The sequence below is a fragment of the Staphylococcus sp. 231237_7MaSpsaltlick genome (genome assembly GCF_043107035.1).
The window spans coordinates 1-17,341 of record NZ_JBICNX010000025.1; the positions used below are offsets into that span (position 1 = coordinate 1).

20 protein-coding genes and 1 pseudogene are annotated in these 17,341 nt (G+C 29.8%); 4 read left to right on the forward strand and 17 right to left on the reverse strand.

Annotated features, from left to right (window positions below; translation table 11 throughout):
• The first annotated feature begins 206 nt into the window (after positions 1-206).
• Positions 207-302, forward strand: coding sequence for a type I toxin-antitoxin system Fst family toxin (locus tag ACF91D_RS25525; RefSeq protein WP_014287283.1), 96 nt, complete (start codon positions 207-209; stop codon positions 300-302).
• A 428-nt stretch (positions 303-730) separates the two neighbouring features.
• Here the strand turns inward: ACF91D_RS25525 and ACF91D_RS25530 are convergent.
• The 3 genes and pseudogenes from ACF91D_RS25530 to ACF91D_RS25540 all read right to left on the reverse strand — a co-directional run bounded on the left by ACF91D_RS25530 (position 731) and on the right by ACF91D_RS25540 (position 2,867).
• Positions 731-1,078, reverse strand: a pseudogene (locus ACF91D_RS25530) (glutathione peroxidase).
• 15 nt (positions 1,079-1,093) lie between these two features.
• Entirely contained in the window at positions 1,094-2,437 is a 1,344-nt protein-coding gene (locus ACF91D_RS25535; RefSeq protein WP_099265889.1) for a dihydrolipoyl dehydrogenase family protein, read from the reverse strand.
• A complete protein-coding gene (locus ACF91D_RS25540; protein ID WP_369965484.1) occupies positions 2,424-2,867 on the reverse strand; it encodes a MarR family winged helix-turn-helix transcriptional regulator in 444 nt (147 codons plus the stop codon). The genes ACF91D_RS25535 and ACF91D_RS25540 overlap by 14 nt, the downstream gene beginning before the upstream one ends.
• 146 nt (positions 2,868-3,013) lie before the next feature.
• On the opposite strand from ACF91D_RS25540, the gene ACF91D_RS25545 reads away from it, so the two are divergent.
• The gene (locus tag ACF91D_RS25545; protein ID WP_338091929.1) at positions 3,014-3,220 is read left to right on the forward strand and encodes a rhodanese-like domain-containing protein; all 207 of its coding nucleotides are present in this window, start codon (positions 3,014-3,016) and stop codon (positions 3,218-3,220) included.
• 164 nt (positions 3,221-3,384) lie between these two features.
• Here ACF91D_RS25545 and arsC read toward each other — a convergent pair whose 3' ends face one another.
• The 4 genes from arsC to ACF91D_RS25565 are packed head-to-tail and all read right to left on the reverse strand — an operon-like array spanning position 3,385 to position 6,061.
• The gene (gene arsC, locus ACF91D_RS25550; protein WP_029379010.1) at positions 3,385-3,780 is read right to left on the reverse strand and encodes an arsenate reductase (thioredoxin); all 396 of its coding nucleotides are present in this window, start codon (positions 3,778-3,780) and stop codon (positions 3,385-3,387) included.
• Positions 3,781-3,797: 17 nt separating this feature from the next.
• On the reverse strand, positions 3,798-5,087 hold the full coding sequence (gene arsB, locus ACF91D_RS25555) for an arsenite efflux transporter membrane subunit ArsB (protein ID WP_099265891.1): 1,290 nt from the start codon (positions 5,085-5,087) through the stop codon (positions 3,798-3,800).
• On the reverse strand, positions 5,087-5,401 hold the full coding sequence (arsR, locus tag ACF91D_RS25560; protein ID WP_119605238.1) for an As(III)-sensing metalloregulatory transcriptional repressor ArsR: 315 nt from the start codon (positions 5,399-5,401) through the stop codon (positions 5,087-5,089). Before arsR ends, arsB begins: the two co-directional genes overlap by 1 nt.
• Before the next feature lie 60 nt (positions 5,402-5,461).
• Positions 5,462-6,061, reverse strand: coding sequence for a recombinase family protein (locus ACF91D_RS25565; protein ID WP_119605239.1), 600 nt, complete (start codon positions 6,059-6,061; stop codon positions 5,462-5,464).
• A gap of 179 nt (positions 6,062-6,240) precedes the next feature.
• On the opposite strand from ACF91D_RS25565, the gene ACF91D_RS25570 reads away from it, so the two are divergent.
• Entirely contained in the window at positions 6,241-7,278 is a 1,038-nt protein-coding gene (locus ACF91D_RS25570) for a 2,3-butanediol dehydrogenase (RefSeq protein ID WP_002508690.1), read from the forward strand.
• Between the two features lie 87 nt (positions 7,279-7,365).
• Here ACF91D_RS25570 and ACF91D_RS25575 read toward each other — a convergent pair whose 3' ends face one another.
• The 10 genes from ACF91D_RS25575 to ACF91D_RS25620 all read right to left on the reverse strand — a co-directional run bounded on the left by ACF91D_RS25575 (position 7,366) and on the right by ACF91D_RS25620 (position 15,901).
• The gene (locus ACF91D_RS25575; RefSeq protein ID WP_002508689.1) at positions 7,366-7,917 is read right to left on the reverse strand and encodes a recombinase family protein; all 552 of its coding nucleotides are present in this window, start codon (positions 7,915-7,917) and stop codon (positions 7,366-7,368) included.
• Positions 7,918-8,684: 767 nt separating this feature from the next.
• Positions 8,685-9,029 (reverse strand): SdpI family protein, encoded by a 345-nt coding sequence (locus ACF91D_RS25580; RefSeq protein ID WP_238536969.1) that lies wholly within the window; start codon positions 9,027-9,029, stop codon positions 8,685-8,687.
• Between the two features lie 175 nt (positions 9,030-9,204).
• Positions 9,205-9,879: an IS6-like element IS257 family transposase gene (locus ACF91D_RS25585; RefSeq protein ID WP_001105987.1), complete on the reverse strand. Its 675-nt coding sequence runs from the start codon at positions 9,877-9,879 to the stop codon at positions 9,205-9,207.
• A 65-nt stretch (positions 9,880-9,944) separates the two neighbouring features.
• On the reverse strand, positions 9,945-10,193 hold the full coding sequence (locus tag ACF91D_RS25590) for a hypothetical protein (protein WP_392437928.1): 249 nt from the start codon (positions 10,191-10,193) through the stop codon (positions 9,945-9,947).
• A 51-nt stretch (positions 10,194-10,244) separates the two neighbouring features.
• The gene (locus tag ACF91D_RS25595) at positions 10,245-10,460 is read right to left on the reverse strand and encodes a hypothetical protein (RefSeq protein WP_392437930.1); all 216 of its coding nucleotides are present in this window, start codon (positions 10,458-10,460) and stop codon (positions 10,245-10,247) included.
• 160 nt (positions 10,461-10,620) lie between these two features.
• Positions 10,621-12,321, reverse strand: coding sequence for an AIPR family protein (locus ACF91D_RS25600; protein ID WP_392437932.1), 1,701 nt, complete (start codon positions 12,319-12,321; stop codon positions 10,621-10,623).
• 101 nt (positions 12,322-12,422) lie between these two features.
• Positions 12,423-13,280 carry a type II restriction endonuclease gene (locus tag ACF91D_RS25605; protein ID WP_392437934.1) on the reverse strand — a complete coding sequence of 286 codons (858 nt, stop codon included), beginning with the start codon at positions 13,278-13,280 and terminating at the stop codon, positions 12,423-12,425.
• Between the two features lie 12 nt (positions 13,281-13,292).
• The gene (locus tag ACF91D_RS25610; RefSeq protein ID WP_392437936.1) at positions 13,293-14,060 is read right to left on the reverse strand and encodes a DNA-methyltransferase; all 768 of its coding nucleotides are present in this window, start codon (positions 14,058-14,060) and stop codon (positions 13,293-13,295) included.
• A gap of 11 nt (positions 14,061-14,071) precedes the next feature.
• Positions 14,072-14,881: a DNA adenine methylase gene (locus ACF91D_RS25615; protein WP_392437937.1), complete on the reverse strand. Its 810-nt coding sequence runs from the start codon at positions 14,879-14,881 to the stop codon at positions 14,072-14,074.
• A 249-nt stretch (positions 14,882-15,130) separates the two neighbouring features.
• Positions 15,131-15,901, reverse strand: a complete 771-nt coding sequence (locus ACF91D_RS25620; RefSeq protein WP_232161509.1) for a DUF536 domain-containing protein — start codon at positions 15,899-15,901, stop codon at positions 15,131-15,133.
• A 444-nt stretch (positions 15,902-16,345) separates the two neighbouring features.
• On the opposite strand from ACF91D_RS25620, the gene ACF91D_RS25625 reads away from it, so the two are divergent.
• Positions 16,346-17,269, forward strand: coding sequence for a replication initiator protein A (locus ACF91D_RS25625; RefSeq protein ID WP_232161510.1), 924 nt, complete (start codon positions 16,346-16,348; stop codon positions 17,267-17,269).
• The last annotated feature ends 72 nt before the right edge of the window (positions 17,270-17,341 follow it).

The following is a 17,341-nucleotide window of genomic DNA, read 5'->3' on the forward strand; positions in this document are numbered from 1 at the left end:
AGATGGTGATAGTAACATGGTATTTCTGTAAACACCAAATTAACGATAGTATACTGTAATAGGTACTGGTATTAAGTATCTTAATTTCTATTTAACATATTTCAACTTATCGGAAGTGCATATGCTTATATATTTACAGATGGTATAATAATGGAGTCGCCTATCTCTCAGGCGTCAATTTGACGTAGAGAGGAGGTGCATACGCGATGTCTGAAATCTTTGTGAACATCATGACCACAGCAGCAAGTGGTTGTCTCGTTGCGCTATTTGCGCATTGGCTACGCAAGCGTAATGACGAATAGGCGACTAGTCACACCAAAAAATCCCCTTACTACGGCCATAGTAAGGGGATTTGGTGCATACATGCCTGATAATCTTTGTTGATTGCATTATAACACTATAATTGGTAGGAATGCAAAGTAGTTTTATCTGTTTAGGTTATGTGGATGCAATATATTTAAAAATAGGAGTGATTATGATCAATAAAGTTAATTTACATCACAGGATGAAAATCTTTTAAAACAAATTAATGGAGTAAATCAACAATAGAATCAGATAATGAAATTTCTGTTATTTTATTGATTGTAATAGCTTCAGTACATTTTTATCAACTTTAGCTTTGTATTGTGCTTTTTTCGTTCTATTCAGTAGGATTGTGGATATGTTTACTAGTAACATAATTAGATATTAAACGCTATATTATTGTGTCATTTCAATTAATGATGCTTAGTTATAATAAATTCTGAAATAAAGTTTCTACTTTTTTAGGACTGTCTTTGGGAGCAAGTTTTTTTACTACATTACCATCTTTAGCAATAATAAATTTTGTGAAATTCCATTTGATTTTCTTTCCATATTTTAGCTATTTGGTCATCAGTACCTGGTTTTTGTTTAGCAAATTGATTACAAGGAAATCCAAGTATAATTAGCCCTTGCTCTTTATATTTTTGGTAATATTCTTCTAATTCTTCAAATTGACCACTTAAGCCACATTTTGTGGCAGTATTAACTAATATAATACTTAATACCTACTACCATCTTTGTTAACAACTCGTATATCATAAATATTACTAGTTATTTTATAGCACCCCTTTTATAACATTGCTAATTTTAATTGATCTATAACGCCACTTGATGATCCAGGAAAAGCAAAGATCATTTTATTTAAATCTTGAGCCGTTAATTTTTGGTTTACAATGAAAGTTAATAAATTAACTAAATCTGGTGCATCATCAGCATATATAGCAGCTCCCACTAATTGTTTATCATTATTTAATACAATTGTCATTTCAGCTTCAGTTTCATTTTTGTATTCAAACACCATTTGTTTACCAAAAGGAATATCTATCACTTTATAGTCCTCACTAGTATTAGCTTCATCTACAGAAACTCCAATATTAGACAATCTTGGTAGTGTATATAAAACTGAAGGTATTGCAGGATAGGTAATAGGATTTTTATCCATACCCAAAATATGCGCAGCAATATAGTTAGATTCAAATGTTGCAGTAGGTGTTAATTTGGGAATTACTTTATCTAACACATCACCACTAGCATAAATATTAGGGGTATTTGTACGTAAATATTCATCTACCTGTATACCTCGAGTAGTGAAATTAACGCCAGCTTCTTCAAGTCCAATACCATTGACATTTGGTCTACGTCCAGTAGCATCTAACACATAGTTAGTAGTAATCTCTAATCCTGATTCTGTTGATACAGTATAATTGTCACCTTGCTCTTTAATTACAGTAGTATTTTCATTCATATGGAATTGAACTCCTTCTGTTGCCAATTTATCCATTAATTTAGCAATATGTGCTGAATAAAAACCTTTGAGCGGTTCATCGTCAACATGAATCATATGAGTTTCTACACCAGATTTAATTGTTATGCTAGCAAATTCAATACTAATAATACCTACACCTATAAATGTGATACTATTTGGCATTTGCTCTAAGGATAAGAAGTCTCTACTATCGTGTGTATATTCAGACCCTTCAATATCTAACTTATTGCTGTGTTGACCTGTTGCAATAACTATGTTTTCACCGTAATATTGTTCACCATCTACTACGAGGTGATGCTCATCTACTAATTTTCCTGCTCCTTCAATAATATCAATACCTTGTTGTTCAAATAAACCTTTCAAAGTATTTGCCATAGGGTCAATGATTTTATGTTTATAAGACATAAGGTTTTCCCAATTCACTGATAATGCTTCAGTATTAATTATGTTGGGATAGTGTGAAGCTTGCTCTAGTACTTCATAAGGGTTTTCCAATAAAATTTTGGCATTGCACCCATAGTTTGTACAAGTACCTGCTATACGATCTTTTTCGACAATAGCAACCGATTTCCCCGCTTTGTTTAAAGTCAGCGCACTATGCCAAGCTGCGTGTCCACTACCTAAAAATACAACATCATATTGTTTCATTTGAATCATCCTTTGTAATAATTTTCAACGTTTCTTCTAAATTATCCATAATACTTTTGGCTTTCATATATTCATCTACATCAAATTGTGAAGAAATGCATTTAGCAATAGTTTCATGTACTGCTTCTTGCTCATTTAGACCTTTTATCGTTAAAGTTATGATAAGGTTACGTTTATCGCTTTCATCTCTATTTCTTTGAACCCAGCCAGCTTGCTCAAGTCTTTTTAGTAATGGGCTTAGAGTATTACTTGCTAGATTCAACTTTTTACCAATGGATAATAAAGTTTGAGGGTTCTCTTCCCATAATGTTAATAGCACTAGATATTGAGAAAAAGTTAAACCGAATTGACTTAATTGCTTTTCATAAAATTTGCTGAATAATTTGTTAACATTATAAGCAGAAAAGCATAGTTGGTGTGCCAATTTCATTTCATCATCAATCAATTTAATCACTCCTATTCTCATTAAAGAATAATCAATCGCAAACGATTAATCAATTGAACAAACTTATAATGAACCACATACGTTTGTTTAATTGATTACTAACTTTTAAAATTTTTCATCAATTGTGCAAATTGATTTCGATTTTAAAAATAGTGCGTAAAACTTATGGTTTCAGGGTATTATTTAAAAGAGTGATGAACAAGTCATTAAAAATATACGTACATTGTCAGTCAGGTGTTAGAATTTCAATCGCCGTGGGTATCTTAGAAAACAAAGGATTTGAAAATGTCGTAAATATTAGAGAAGGCTATCAAGATTTTCCAGAATCATTAAAATAATTTAAGAGTGTACAGAAAATAACCATTTTCTGTACACTCTCTTTTTATGTCTAAATAAGAAAGTATTACATAGAATTATTTGTCATTTTTGAAGTTATATGGCACAAATTTTGTACATTAAATGGCAAAACACCCCTTATTTAGTTAATAAGAGGTGTTTATTATTATCTCAATTTAAAATTTTCTATAGCTAATTTAATCTCGTCTCTAACACGTTGAAATTCTGACCATTCTTTACCTGCTGGATCCTCAAAACCCCAATGCTCTTTTTTAACGTTTGGTGGTAAAATAGGACAATTATCGTCTGCATCACTACATAACGTTACGACCAAATCTGATTGTTTTAAAATATGATTATCAATCAAGTCTGACGTATGGTTTGATATATCAATATCTACTTCTTTCATAGCTTCTATTGCTTTAGGATTAACACCATGTGTTTCAATACCGGCAGAATAGACATTCCAATCTTCACCCAATATTTCCCTTCCCCAACCTTCAGCCATTTGGCTACGACAAGAGTTTCCTGTGCATATAAAATAAATTGTTTTCTTATCCATAATTAAAGCCTCTTTTCTTAAAATATGATTAGTGTAAGGTATAAACCTAAGAGTGTTACAAATAGGACTGGAATAGTAATGATAATTCCAGTTTTAAAGTATGTTCCCCATGAAATCTTCACACCTTTTTGTGTTAAGACATGTAGCCACAATAATGTTGCTAAAGAACCAATTGGCGTAATTTTAGGTCCTAAATCAGAACCTATGACATTCGCATAAACCATACCTTCTTTTAATATTCCTGTAGCACTGGATTGACCAATCGCTATTGCATCTATTAAAACAGTTGGCATGTTGTTCATAATTGAAGATAAGAAAGCAGCTATAAAGCCCATACCCATGATACTGCTGAATAACCCATAACTTGAAATATTTGTTAGGATATCCCCAAGAATAGTTGTAATACCTACATTTTTTAGTCCAAACACAACAAGGTACATACCAATAGAGAATACAACAATATTCCATGGTGCGCCTTTAATTACTTGTTTTGTATGAACTGCTTTAGATTTACGAGCTAATATTACAAAGATAAGAGCAATGATACCAGCAATGATTGATACAGGTATTTGTATAAACTCACTAACAAGATATCCCACAAGTAGTATTGCTAATACAATCCATGAAAGCTTAAATAATTTAGGATCTTTGATTACATTTTTAGGGTCTGAAAGATTTTCTGTATTGAACGTTTTAGGTATAGATTTTCTGAAATATAACCATAAAACGAGAATACTAGCAATCAGAGAGAATATGTTGGGAATAATCATGCGACTAAAATATTCAATAAATCCAATATCGAAGTAATCTGCAGAAACGATATTAACTAAGTTACTTACAATTAAAGGTAGTGATGTAGTATCAGCAATAAAACCACTAGCAATAATAAAAGGAAAAATCACTTTTTTATTAAAACCCAGATTTCTTACCATTGCTAATACAATAGGCGTTAAGATTAAAGCTGCACCATCATTTGCGAAAAATGCTGCTACAATTGCCCCAAGTAACATGATAAAAACAAACATTTTTAATCCATTACCGTTTGAAGCCTTGACCATATGTATCGCAGACCATTCAAAAAATCCAATTTCATCTAATATTAATGAAATAAGAATAACAGCTACAAATGTTAAGGTAGCATTCCAAACAATACCTGTTACTTCTAATACATCGGAAAAACTTACGACTCCCGTAATGATAGCAACGACAGCTCCAATTAAAGCTGTAATACCAATATCTAAACCTTTCGGTTGCCATATTACAAAGATTAAAGTTAAAAGAAAAATCACAATTGCTAAAATTGTCATTAACACTCACCTGACTTCATATTTTTACAAGCACAGCGTTGGTCAGATGTATTAATGATATCTAAGTTTTGATTAATATAATCTAAAAATTCATGATTAAGTTGATACATATGTTTATTACCATTTTTTCGTGTAGTAACTAACTCGTTATCTACTAACGACTTCATATGATGGCTTAACGTAGGTTGTGAAAATTGAAAATGCTCTAGCAAGTCACAAGCACATAACTCCACACAAGATAGTAAATCCAGTATTTCCAACCTACTTGGATCTGATAAAACTTTTAATATTGTTGATAGTTCTTTATAAGACATGAATGTACCTCCTAGACAGTTAATAGATTAACATCTATATAGATTTGTGTCTATTCTCTTTTATCTACTGTTTTTAATTCTATATATAGTTTGGCGTGTAATACCTACTTCTTTAGCTATAGTACTTGTAGATTTACCTTGTTCAAGTAATTCAACAACTCGGTAATAAACCAAACGTTTTTGTGGATCTTTAGCATTGGAAGAATACAGAGCAGGTCTTCCTTTATATATACCTTTTTCTTTTGCGACTTGAATACCTTGAGCTTGTCTACGTTTACTTTCATTTCTTTCTTGTTCTGAAATCATTGCTAAAATTTGGATAATTAAGTCTTTCATGAATTTATCTAGAAGTGGATTTCCAATCACTTCATTCATCATAGGTAAACTTGTAATCATTAACTGAACGTCTTTTTCTTTTAAGTAATTCACAGTTTCAATAATTTCATCATAATCACGTCCCAAACGATCAATAGATTCCACAACGAATCGATCTCCCATTCTCACAAAATTAAGAGCTTCTTGAAAGACGGGTCTGTTTTCTATAGATTTACCTGATTGTTTTTCTGTAAAAATTTTCTCAGCACCAAAAGATTGCAAATTTTCAATTTGCCTATCTAAATTTTGATCAATGGTCGAAACTCTTGCATATCCAACTATCATTTTTAACACCCTTTCTCATACAAACAGAAACAGCATTTTACAAGGGGTTTTTATTGTTCGTTTAGGGTAGACTCTAATCATATAATAATTTAGAAACACTATATTAAAAGGTTAGTTTATTTGAAAGTAACTTTTAAAAGGCATACTATTAAATTAACTAAAACAAGGAGGTTTTATCAATGAAAGCAGCAGTTTGGTATGGTCAAAAGGATGTACGAGTTGAAGATCGAAAATCTAAAGAGTTACAAGATAATGAGGTTAAAGTTAAAGTGTCTTGGGCTGGCATTTGTGGTACAGATTTACATGAATACTTAGAAGGCCCTATATTTATTTCAACAGACAAACCTGACCCGTTCCTTGGCCAAAAAGCGCCCGTTACATTAGGCCACGAATTTGCAGGTGTAGTAGATGATATTGGTTCTAAGGTTACAAAATTTAATAAAGGCGATCGTGTTGTCATTAATCCTACAGTTTCAAATCGTGAAAAAGAAGAAAATATTGATCTTTATGATGGTTATTCATTTATAGGCTTAGGTTCTGATGGTGGATTTGCAGAATTTACAAACGCCCCAGAAGAGAATGTTTATAAATTACCAGATAATGTTTCTGATAAAGAAGGCGCCCTTGTAGAACCGACGGCTGTTGCAGTTCAAGCAATTAAAGAAGGAGAAGTTCTATTTGGCGATACTGTTGCTATTTTTGGTGCAGGGCCAATCGGTTTATTAACAACTATAGCAGCCAAAGCAGCTGGTGCTAGCAAAATATTTGTTTTCGATTTATCGGAAGAACGACTTAATAAAGCTAAATCAGTAGGTGCTACTCATACGATAAATTCTGGTGAATCAAACCCAAGTGATATTATTAGTAAATACACTGATAATGGCGTTGATGTAGCATTTGAGGTAGCTGGTGTAGCGCCAACACTTAAATCTGCAATAGATGTTACTAAAGCAAGAGGTATTGTTGTTATAGTTTCTATATTCGGCCATCCTATTGAATGGAATCCAATGCAATTAACGAATACAGGTGTAAAACTTACTTCGACGATTGCTTATACACCTACTACATTTCAACAAACAATAGACTTAATTAACGAAGGTAATTTAAAAGTAAAAGACGTCGTTACTGATGAAATTGAGTTAAATGATATTGTAGAGTCAGGATTTGAACAACTTGTAAACGATAAATCACAAGCAAAAATTCTCGTTAAATTATAATATAGGTTATAAAAACTAATGAAAGGAGAATCTTCAAATTAGAGATTCTCCTTTCATTAGTTTTCTTCCTGTGATTATTTGTTTTTACTACTTCATTTTTATTATTCTATATACAGTAGAACGACTCACTCCTGTTTGTTTAGCAATTTCTTCTCCAGTAAGTTTTTGTTCATCGTATAAGAATTTAATCTCTCTCTTCTTATGGTCGGGCAATGAAGGGCGTCCACCTTTTCGTCCTCTTGCTCTCGCAGCTTCTAGTCCTTTTTTCGTACGTTCACTTAGTAGGTTAGCTTCAAGTTCCGCAAAAGCACTCATCATGGTAAAGAACATCTTGCCCATCGCATCTTTCGTTGATACGTTCATATCTATAATATGTAAGTCAATGCTGTTTTCATCTAACCATTGTGATAACTCAATTAATTGTTTCGTTGTACGTCCAAGACGATCTAGTTTATAAATCACTAGAATATCTCCCTCACGTAAATAATCTAAGCATTTATCAAGTTCTGTTCTATTCGTTTTACGGCCACTCGCTTTCTCGCTAAAGATACGTTCACAACCATATTCCTCAAGTGTATCAATCTGTCCATCAAGACTTTGATCTTGTGTTGATACACGTGCATAACCAATTTTAGCCATTTGAATACCACCTCTTTTAATCGTTTTATGGGTACTTATTAACGAAATCTAATTCTCGATGCAAATAAACGCGTCTCTCATCGTCTAAAAACTCATGATTTTTGATATTTATGATACATTGATTATAGCACAAGTTTATAGACTTAAATATCCAAGAAAAACCTCCTAATTTATAGTTAAGAGGTTTTGTGTCAAAAACGAACGTTAATAAAAAATATCAAGATTGAAAAAATACAAAAAATTGCTATAACAAGGAATCTTTTAGGATTCTTCTGGAATTCTAAAGATCCCCACCCCGTATAGATACCTTTACAACAGCTTTTATAGAAAATCGTGAACAGTTTCATAATGCCACTTAATGACACTTTACTTTTTCAATTTATTTTTTTCTTTAATTTACTATAAGTGTTGTCATAGCAATATTTATATAAATGAAAATTAAGTATGCAAAACCCTAGCTATGCTAGGTGCCATGTAAATGGCATTGTTCACCCTTATCCTGTTGTCTAGGAATCCCAAAAGATTCCCCTACACTTTAATGGTTCATAAACATAAGTCAGTTTGTACCTTTAAGTTCTATTTTATTAAGTTATTTATGTCGCTTAAATCAAAATAAGTTTATACAAATATGACACTAATCAAAAATATTAAAGGGATTTTAAAACAATAATATATAAACACTTTGCTTTTTACGTTCTATTAAATGAACACTCTTTACGCTTTTATTTACTAACTAAATTATCCTCATATATCTTTTCAAATTAACATTAAACTACTTTCTGATACATATAATATGAATAAGCGAGTGGTAATAGAACCAAGATAATACATAAACTAATAGTAATAATTGAACTAATTATATTGAATATACCTAATAATAATAAAACAAAACCTACAACGATATAAATACGTGAACTAAACCTTTGTGTCTTCTTCCAAACTATTTCATTACTTCTAGCCCATTTATTTTTAATACCAAACAAACCATTTCTAGGTGCTGTAGGCAAATAATTTCCTACAATCATAAGTAAAATACCTACAAAAATAGGAACTAAAAACTCTACTGATATAGATTGTCCTAATGCACTAAGAATCATCACAACTGAAATCAAATATATAAACCCATGGATTAAAGGGTTAAGTAATTGATTTAAGAACTTTACATTAGAAAATTTTGTTTGATTTTGATCTCTATAAATTTTAATGTTCGTTATTATGTAACAAAAAATGGTTCTGTTGCAAAGTGAAAAATATAGCTAACCACTAATTTATCATGTCAGTGTTCGCTTAACTTGCTAGCATGATGCTAATTTCGTGGCATGGCGAAAATCCGTAGATCTGAAGAGACCTGCGGTTCTTTTTATATAGAGCGTAAATACATTCAATACCTTTTAAAGTATTCTTTGCTGTATTGATACTTTGATACCTTGTCTTTCTTACTTTAATATGACGGTGATCTTGCTCAATGAGGTTATTCAGATATTTCGATGTACAATGACAGTCAGGTTTAAGTTTAAAAGCTTTAATTACTTTAGCCATTGCTACCTTCGTTGAAGGTGCCTGATCTGTAATTACCTTTTGAGGTTTACCAAATTGTTTAATGAGACGTTTGATAAACGCATATGCTGAATGATTATCTCGTTGCTTACGCAACCAAATATCTAATGTATGTCCCTCTGCATCAATGGCACGATATAAATAACTCCATTTTCCTTTTATTTTGATGTACGTCTCATCAATACGCCATTTGTAATAAGCTTTTTTATGCTTTTTCTTCCAAATTTGATATAAAATTGGGGCATATTCTTGAACCCAACGGTAGACCGTTGAATGATGAACGTTTACACCACGTTCCCTTAATATTTCAGATATATCACGATAACTCAATGCATATCTTAGATAGTAGCCAACGGCTACAGTGATAACATCCTTGTTAAATTGTTTATATCTGAAATAGTTCATACAGAAGACTCCTTTTTGTTAAAATTATACTATAAATTCAACTTTGCAACAGAACCGGAAATTTTTTAATATCTATCTTCACCTGTTTCTTTGTTCCATCGCCAATCTTGACATTTTTCGTCAATTTCTTTAACTTCATCAAACGCTTCTTCTAAATTCAAAGCCACTCGGTATTTCATGTTAGATAAAATGTCTTTTTTACCTTTTCGATAATCAAGTATCGTCTGTCTTGAAATCCCTGTAACTTTCTTCAATTCTCTCGTTGATACCTTCGACTGAAACAAAACCCATTCTACTCGTTCATAGTGTGTCATAACTTATCCTCCTATGTTATTTAAGAAACCTAACTAAATCTTCTACATAATCTAATTGATGGTATTTGTTATCATCATGTGAAAATAATCGACAGTGCCATCCTTCCACTTCGTCAACGCGTCTACTTTTTTATTTCCGTTAAACACTTTAAACGCAGTTTCTGTTTCCATCAGTTCGTAACATTTTTTTAAATCAGAAGAACGTTCAATGTACAAATCGTTTTCTTCATCTAAAGAAACACTTTCATTTACTTCGACTTTGTTCAAACATGTCTGTATATTTTATCAAGTCATTATTAAAAATTTCTCCAAAATTATTGTTGAAACATTTCGTTATAATATCCATTACAAAATCTTCATTCCAACCTTCTTTTACACAAAAATCAAGTAATTCTTTAATTATAATCTAGTATATTCATTATTGTTCTCACTTTAATAACTTTTGAGATATAAAATCTTTAAACCCTTTTTGAATTAACTTTCTAGCGGAACTAATATCTTCATCTTTTTTATAGTGGGTAACATATTGTTCCAGTAAAGTTATCGCTTTTTTAATATTATCTACTTCTGACTTACTAGCTAGCACTTTAGTTTCATCTTTCATGATTTTATTTGTAATAAATAGAACATATAAATATTTTTGATGAAATCCATTCTTATCTGACTTCTTGTATTCACCTTCAATACTATAGTATTGATTTATCAAATTTAAAACTAATTCAAAATCTAAAGAATCTTCATCGAATATTTCATCATAATATTTTTCGAATAACGCTTTCTTTTGATTAGTTGCTCTATCAGGATTGCCCATATATGTATATAATATTTGAGCCACTTTTTCCATAGATATTCTATTATTATAATTTATATTTGTTTCTCCTACATCTCCTGATTTACGAACATACAGGATTTGATGTGACTTCAAAAATGATCCTAACTGTATTTGAAAATTATTTACTGATTTCAAGTCCATTGGAGATATAGAATTTTGGCTATTGGTATATTCTGCTATATCATTAGTCAATTCTCTATTTTTTTCTGTTTGAAATATTTTAATAAGAATTTCTGCATTTGCTAATTTTTCTTCATCAAATTTTTTGTTGCAAAATTCATAGATACTTCTTAAAGTTTGACCTCCATTAACTATTTGAAAACCGTTAATTTCACACTCGAATTTTTTCTTTCCATTTATATAATCGGCTTTTATATTCTTTGCTGTTATTGTTAATCCGTTATTATACATAAAAAATCTATTTGGACATTGTTCAATAGTTTTAATAATATTATTATTATATTTTGTGTTTCCTAAATAACCACGAACGTTATCGAATAATAAACTTAACTCCAATTCTTGATTTTGTAACTTGCTATAATTATTTAAGCTATTGTTTCTAATCTCTTCATTAGAACATGTTATTCTGATTAATTCAGCCAATGAAAGTTTAATCAAATATGATTTTGATGTAGATAACTGATTCATTTCATAGGTCATTACGGAATCTCTATCCAACACAAATTTCGCTGTTAAATCTTCAGGTAATTCTGATATATATGATATTATATCGTTTAAAGTAATGGTTTTTACTTCCATGCCGTAACTTGCCATAAATTGTTCAACAATTGGGTCGTTTGTTTGTAATGGTTCATTTTCATTAGAAACCATATATAATTCTAATCGCCATATCTCTTCAGAACTTAATTTTTTTATAATATTATCTATCTTAACTTTGGTTCTATGAGTTATATTATTTGTATTTTCATTATCTATTGGTAATAAAAATTTTGAAGAATCGACCATATCCTTTAAATTTTGCCCTTTATTTTTTTTGAAGGAACTTCTGAATTTAAAATTAAATAATTGTATAATACGATCTTCTTCGTTAATATTTACTGCGTCTATTCCCAAATCATTATTTTTTTCTTGAAAAACTTCGCTTCTAAATTCTGTATCAATTATCATATCAGTTAATTCATCAATATCTTTTACTGTTGTTATACATTCTAGAATTAATAAATAAAACCCAAACTTTTCTGAAAATTTTTCATATGTTTCATTATTTATATCCAGATATTTTGCGTAGTTTTTAGCTCTTTTTTTTACATTTTTAAAATCATTAATATTCGCCATAAAGTCTTCCTTTCTAATTTTTAACACAATATATAACACAAAACTTTATCTAGTTTATATAATGAATAGTTTTGAACATTATATAGATAAGTCGATCATGTCTACTCTTCATATAGCATTTTCCTGAGAGCCCCATTTTGTAAATCCTGAATTGAGTATAAATGTTCCATTATAGAAAATGTTTCTGCCAAATTACTTTTAGCACTCTTCCATCCTCGCCCATCAGTAATCCACACAAATTCAAAATCAGGAATATTTTCAGAACTAATAGCGATATTTTTAAAACTACGAGCAGTTTCGTTTAATTTAGAGCCCCCACTTTGATAAAAATTTGTCTCAATAGCGAATATTTTATTTTCGTAAGGAATTACAAAATCAAATCTTTTGATAGTTTTACCTTGGTTTGTAATTGCAGATAAATCAATATCATATTTCTTAATTAAATCGTCTGTTCTTAATTCTTTATAATATTTTGTGTTTAAAAGTTTAATATGTTCTTCTACCAAGTCTTCCATTAAATGACCACCACGGTTTTTACGACCATTACTATCTAAGCCAGATTCAACACCTGTAACATAATCATATAAATTACTAATTAAATGATTTTGTATTAAATCAAACAACCCTGTTTCAGCCATGAATATAGCATATTCTTCAGGACTATGGTTGGGATTTTTAAAATTAAATACATCATCTTTATCTATAGTTTTAATACTGATTTCATTTTGTCTTATTGCGAGTAAAATTGGTATACATTTTAATGTTTCAGGATATTTTTGAACAATCTCCAAGAATTTATTTTCTATATCACCTTCTCCTATTAATGAGTTTAGAATATTTAATTCTACTTTTATTTTATTTACATTTGCTTTAACTTTCTCAAAATCTACATAATATTTATAATCTGCAATACTTGATTTGAAATGGTTTAGCCATTCTTCAAAGTTTCTTTCTTTCATGTTTGTGCCCCCCTAAATTTCAGTATTTTCAATTCTTTTCTTTGCAATTTCTAAATAATTTTCTTCTAATTCTATACCAATAAATTTTCTGTTCAATTCTTTACATACAACCCCAGTAGTACCACTGCCTAAAAAGGGATCTAAAACTATAGAGTCTATTTTTGATGAAGCAGTGATAATTCTTCTAAGTAAATACAAAGGTTTTTGCGTAGGATGTTTACCATATGATTTCTCAGATTTTTTTGTTAATGAACCTGACCATACATCTTTCATCTGCTTATTATTATTTACTTTTTTCATTTCTTCGTAGTTAAAGTAATGTTTTACTTTTTTTAAATCTTTCTTAGCCCATATCACTGTTTCAGTAGAATGCGTAAAATTTCTACATCCCAAGTTAGGAGGTGGGTTTGTTTTTTGCCAAGTTATATTATTTAATATTTTAAATCCCTCTTCTTCAAGGGCAAATCCGATTGAATAAATGTTATGTAATGTGCCAGATACCCATATTGTCCCATCATCTTTCATCAGATTTTTACACAATCTTAACCATTTTCTATTATATTTATGTTTCTCTTTGAAAGTTAATGAAGTATCCCAATCTCCCTTATTAACAGATACCATTTTCCCACCAGAATTAGTTATTCCATTTGAAGATAAAAAATACGGAGGATCAGCAAAAATTAAATCTACTGATTTTTCTTCTAATTTTTTTAATATGTTAAAAGAATCTCCACAATACAAATCAATATTTTCTTCTGAATAATATGGTTGTTTATTCATAAGTTCCCTCCTTAATAATTAGTTATAATGACTTCTTTTCCCACTCTCTTACTAGCATCTGAATTTATACTTCTTCTGACGTTAATTTCTTCTATATTAAAATCTTTATATAAATTTCTAATAAAATCAGTATTATGATTAGTAAGCATACAGTAAATACCCTTTGCAGTTAATTCCTTATACAATTTAGCTAACCTTTCATGATCTTCTATTTTAAAACCTGTTTTATCATAAGCAGAGAAACTATTTGGATTCAACGGAGCATAAGGACTATCAAAAAATATAAAATCATTTTTTTTAGCATCTATAACTGCATCAGCAAAATCAACACTTGTTATCTTTATATCTTTAAGAAATTCGGAAACTTCAAGAATATTATGCTTATTGTACGAAGCTGCATACTCTTTTTTATTCCATGGAACATTAAATAACCCTTTAGAATTCACTCTAAACAGCCCATTAAAAGCATGTTTATTTAAGAAGATAAATAAAGCTGCTGTCTCAGTATTATATACATTATTAATAATGTGTTGATTATATAATGCCCTAATTTCTTTATATTTTTCTTCGTTTAATTGTATTACATCATAAGAATTTAAAAGTTCCATTAGTTCAACAGGGTTTTCTTTTATAATCTTGTATGTATGTATTAAATGTGTATTTATATCATTAATATGGGAGTTTTTCTTCTGCAATGCAAATAGTACAGCACCTCCACCAACAAACGGTTCAAAGTAATTGTTAAAATTCGTTGGCTGTTTTTCCATAATTTTATTAATGAACTGTCTTTTACCTCCAGCCCATTTTACAAATGGTTGCATGTAAATTTTCCTTTCAAATTGTATTATATAAACACTATATACTTAGTTATATCATAGTATTTATGACTTTTTCACTAAACTATTATTATAACATGTCTCACAATATTGATACTTAAAATTCTAGATATCTTACAGTACAGTTAGTATAAATTCATTAATATTTGCTTTACATAATCGATGATTATCAGAAGTTCTCACTATATAAAAGGCACTAAAAGGTGATCACCTTTTAGTGCCTAATTAATTATATTAGCTACCAAACAAGCGACTCCAAAACCCCTTTTTAGGTGGTTCTGTCTCATTATACTCAGGCGCACTCTCCATTTCTTCATATGGTTTATCATCTTTCTCTAATACTTCTTCGTTTGTACTGCCATCTCTTTTCTCTTCAGTTATATCCTTATGTTTTACTTCTGTTTCTATTGGTTGACTTTTCTTTTGTTGTTGATAGATATTTTGAGATTCTTCAGTAAAATTTGCTTCTTGCGGATAAACGTTTTGTCTATCATTAGTCGCTGAATCAAAAGAATAATTAAGCTGTCTTTCTTCTTCTAATTGGTTTTCTAGTTTTTGAATCTTTTTATTACTTTCTAAAGCTAATATTTGTTGATTCTCCAACAGTTTATTTAATTTATTAACATTGCTATTTTGTTGATCTAGTTGTTTAGTTAGATTATCAATATATTTTTCATCATTTTTAGCTCTAGTCTCAAAAATTTCTATTTGCTTTTCTAATTCATTTACTTTTGTTTTTAATGTCTCAGAACTATTTGAATTATTATATATATGCTTTCTAACTTCTGCAGTATTTTCATCAAACATTTCTTTTTTTACTGATTCTTTATTTTGCGTTGTACTTTCTTTCTTAGTGATTTTTTCTATAATTTTCAAACAATCATTATCATTAATATAATTAATTCCATTTTCTTTTTCAAAAGATATATTTAAGCTTTTAGCATTATTAACAATAGTTTGTTTAGTTACACCCAATTCATCAGCAACCATTTTAATAGTTTTCATAACATCCCCCTTAGGTACCTAATTTAGTACCTAAATTTTACCACCTAACAAATATTTTTTCATCTTTATCTGCCTAAATTTACTACCTATTTTACTACCTAAATGCCTAATTAGCTGCCTAATTGGGCATTTTTGGTGCCTAATTAGGCACCAAATTAATAAATTCTACTATTTTGAGGTTAAAATGTGCTTTTAACTACACTTAAAACGCTTTATATACGACCTTAAAAGTGTTAATATTACTTTATGAATATTAAAAGAGTCGATGCTATTGGCGTAGCATCGACTCTCGGTAATAAAACGATTCGCATTCGTTTGTTTATATATTTTTTTGATACTTGTATTATATATATCTAATCATCTAAGTGCAAGCACAAAACATATAACTTACGTAAAAATTGTTTTATTACCTCAATTCAAAAAAGTAGAAATGAGGTTTTTATTATGCCCAATTTTGAGAAATACAATTTATCACAAGTGAAAACTGAAAGGTTTTATCAACTTCCTAAATATTTATTTGAAGATACATATTTTAAGAAAATGTCAGCAGAAGCCAAAATTATGTATGCGTTATTAAAAGATCGTTTTGAATTATCCATCCAAAATGAATGGGTAGATAAAAATAATAACATTTACTTTATTTTCAGTAATAAACATTTGTGCGAATACTTAGGTTATGCAGAACAAAAAATCATAAAATTGAAAAAAGAGTTAGTAAGTTTTAATTTACTAACTCAAGAACGTGTTGGCCTTAATAAACCCAATAGATTGTATTTATTAAAACCCAATTATGATGTTGAAGCTAATCATACCAAGGAACTTCCAAATTCACAGTTCCAGAACAATGAATTTGGAAGTTCTAGAACTGTGAATTTAAATGGTCAAGAACTTCCAAATTCACAGTCTAATGATACTGACTTAAGTAATACTGATTATATAGAGACTGAGAATAATGATACGTATGATATGAATGATACATACAACAATTATACAAATCATACAAATCACCAACAATCCGAATTTAATAATGATGCACTTAAGTTTCAAGTCCTCGAAGAACTACCGCAACAAATCAAAGATTATTTAAGTAATTTTGAAATTAGAGAGATTCGTATTATTAAAAGTGTGTTACTCAAAGGCAAAAAGTCATTTAATAATACACATGATACGTTTTACCGTTTAGAAGATGTTGAGTTTGAACTTGTAAGTGTGTTAAAACGATTTAAAGCAATGCTGCTACAAAAGAATGAAACCGTTGATGCGATGCAAGGCTATCTTATGCAGTCAATTAAAGCTGAATTAGAAGAAATACATGCGCTTCATATGCGTCGGCAAAATATGAATCAACATAATATTTTCAATCAATAACTTAACAACAAAGTATATTCAAGCACAAAGGCGCGTTTAGCAACGGGACTTTTAGTGGCCATTATCGTAGGA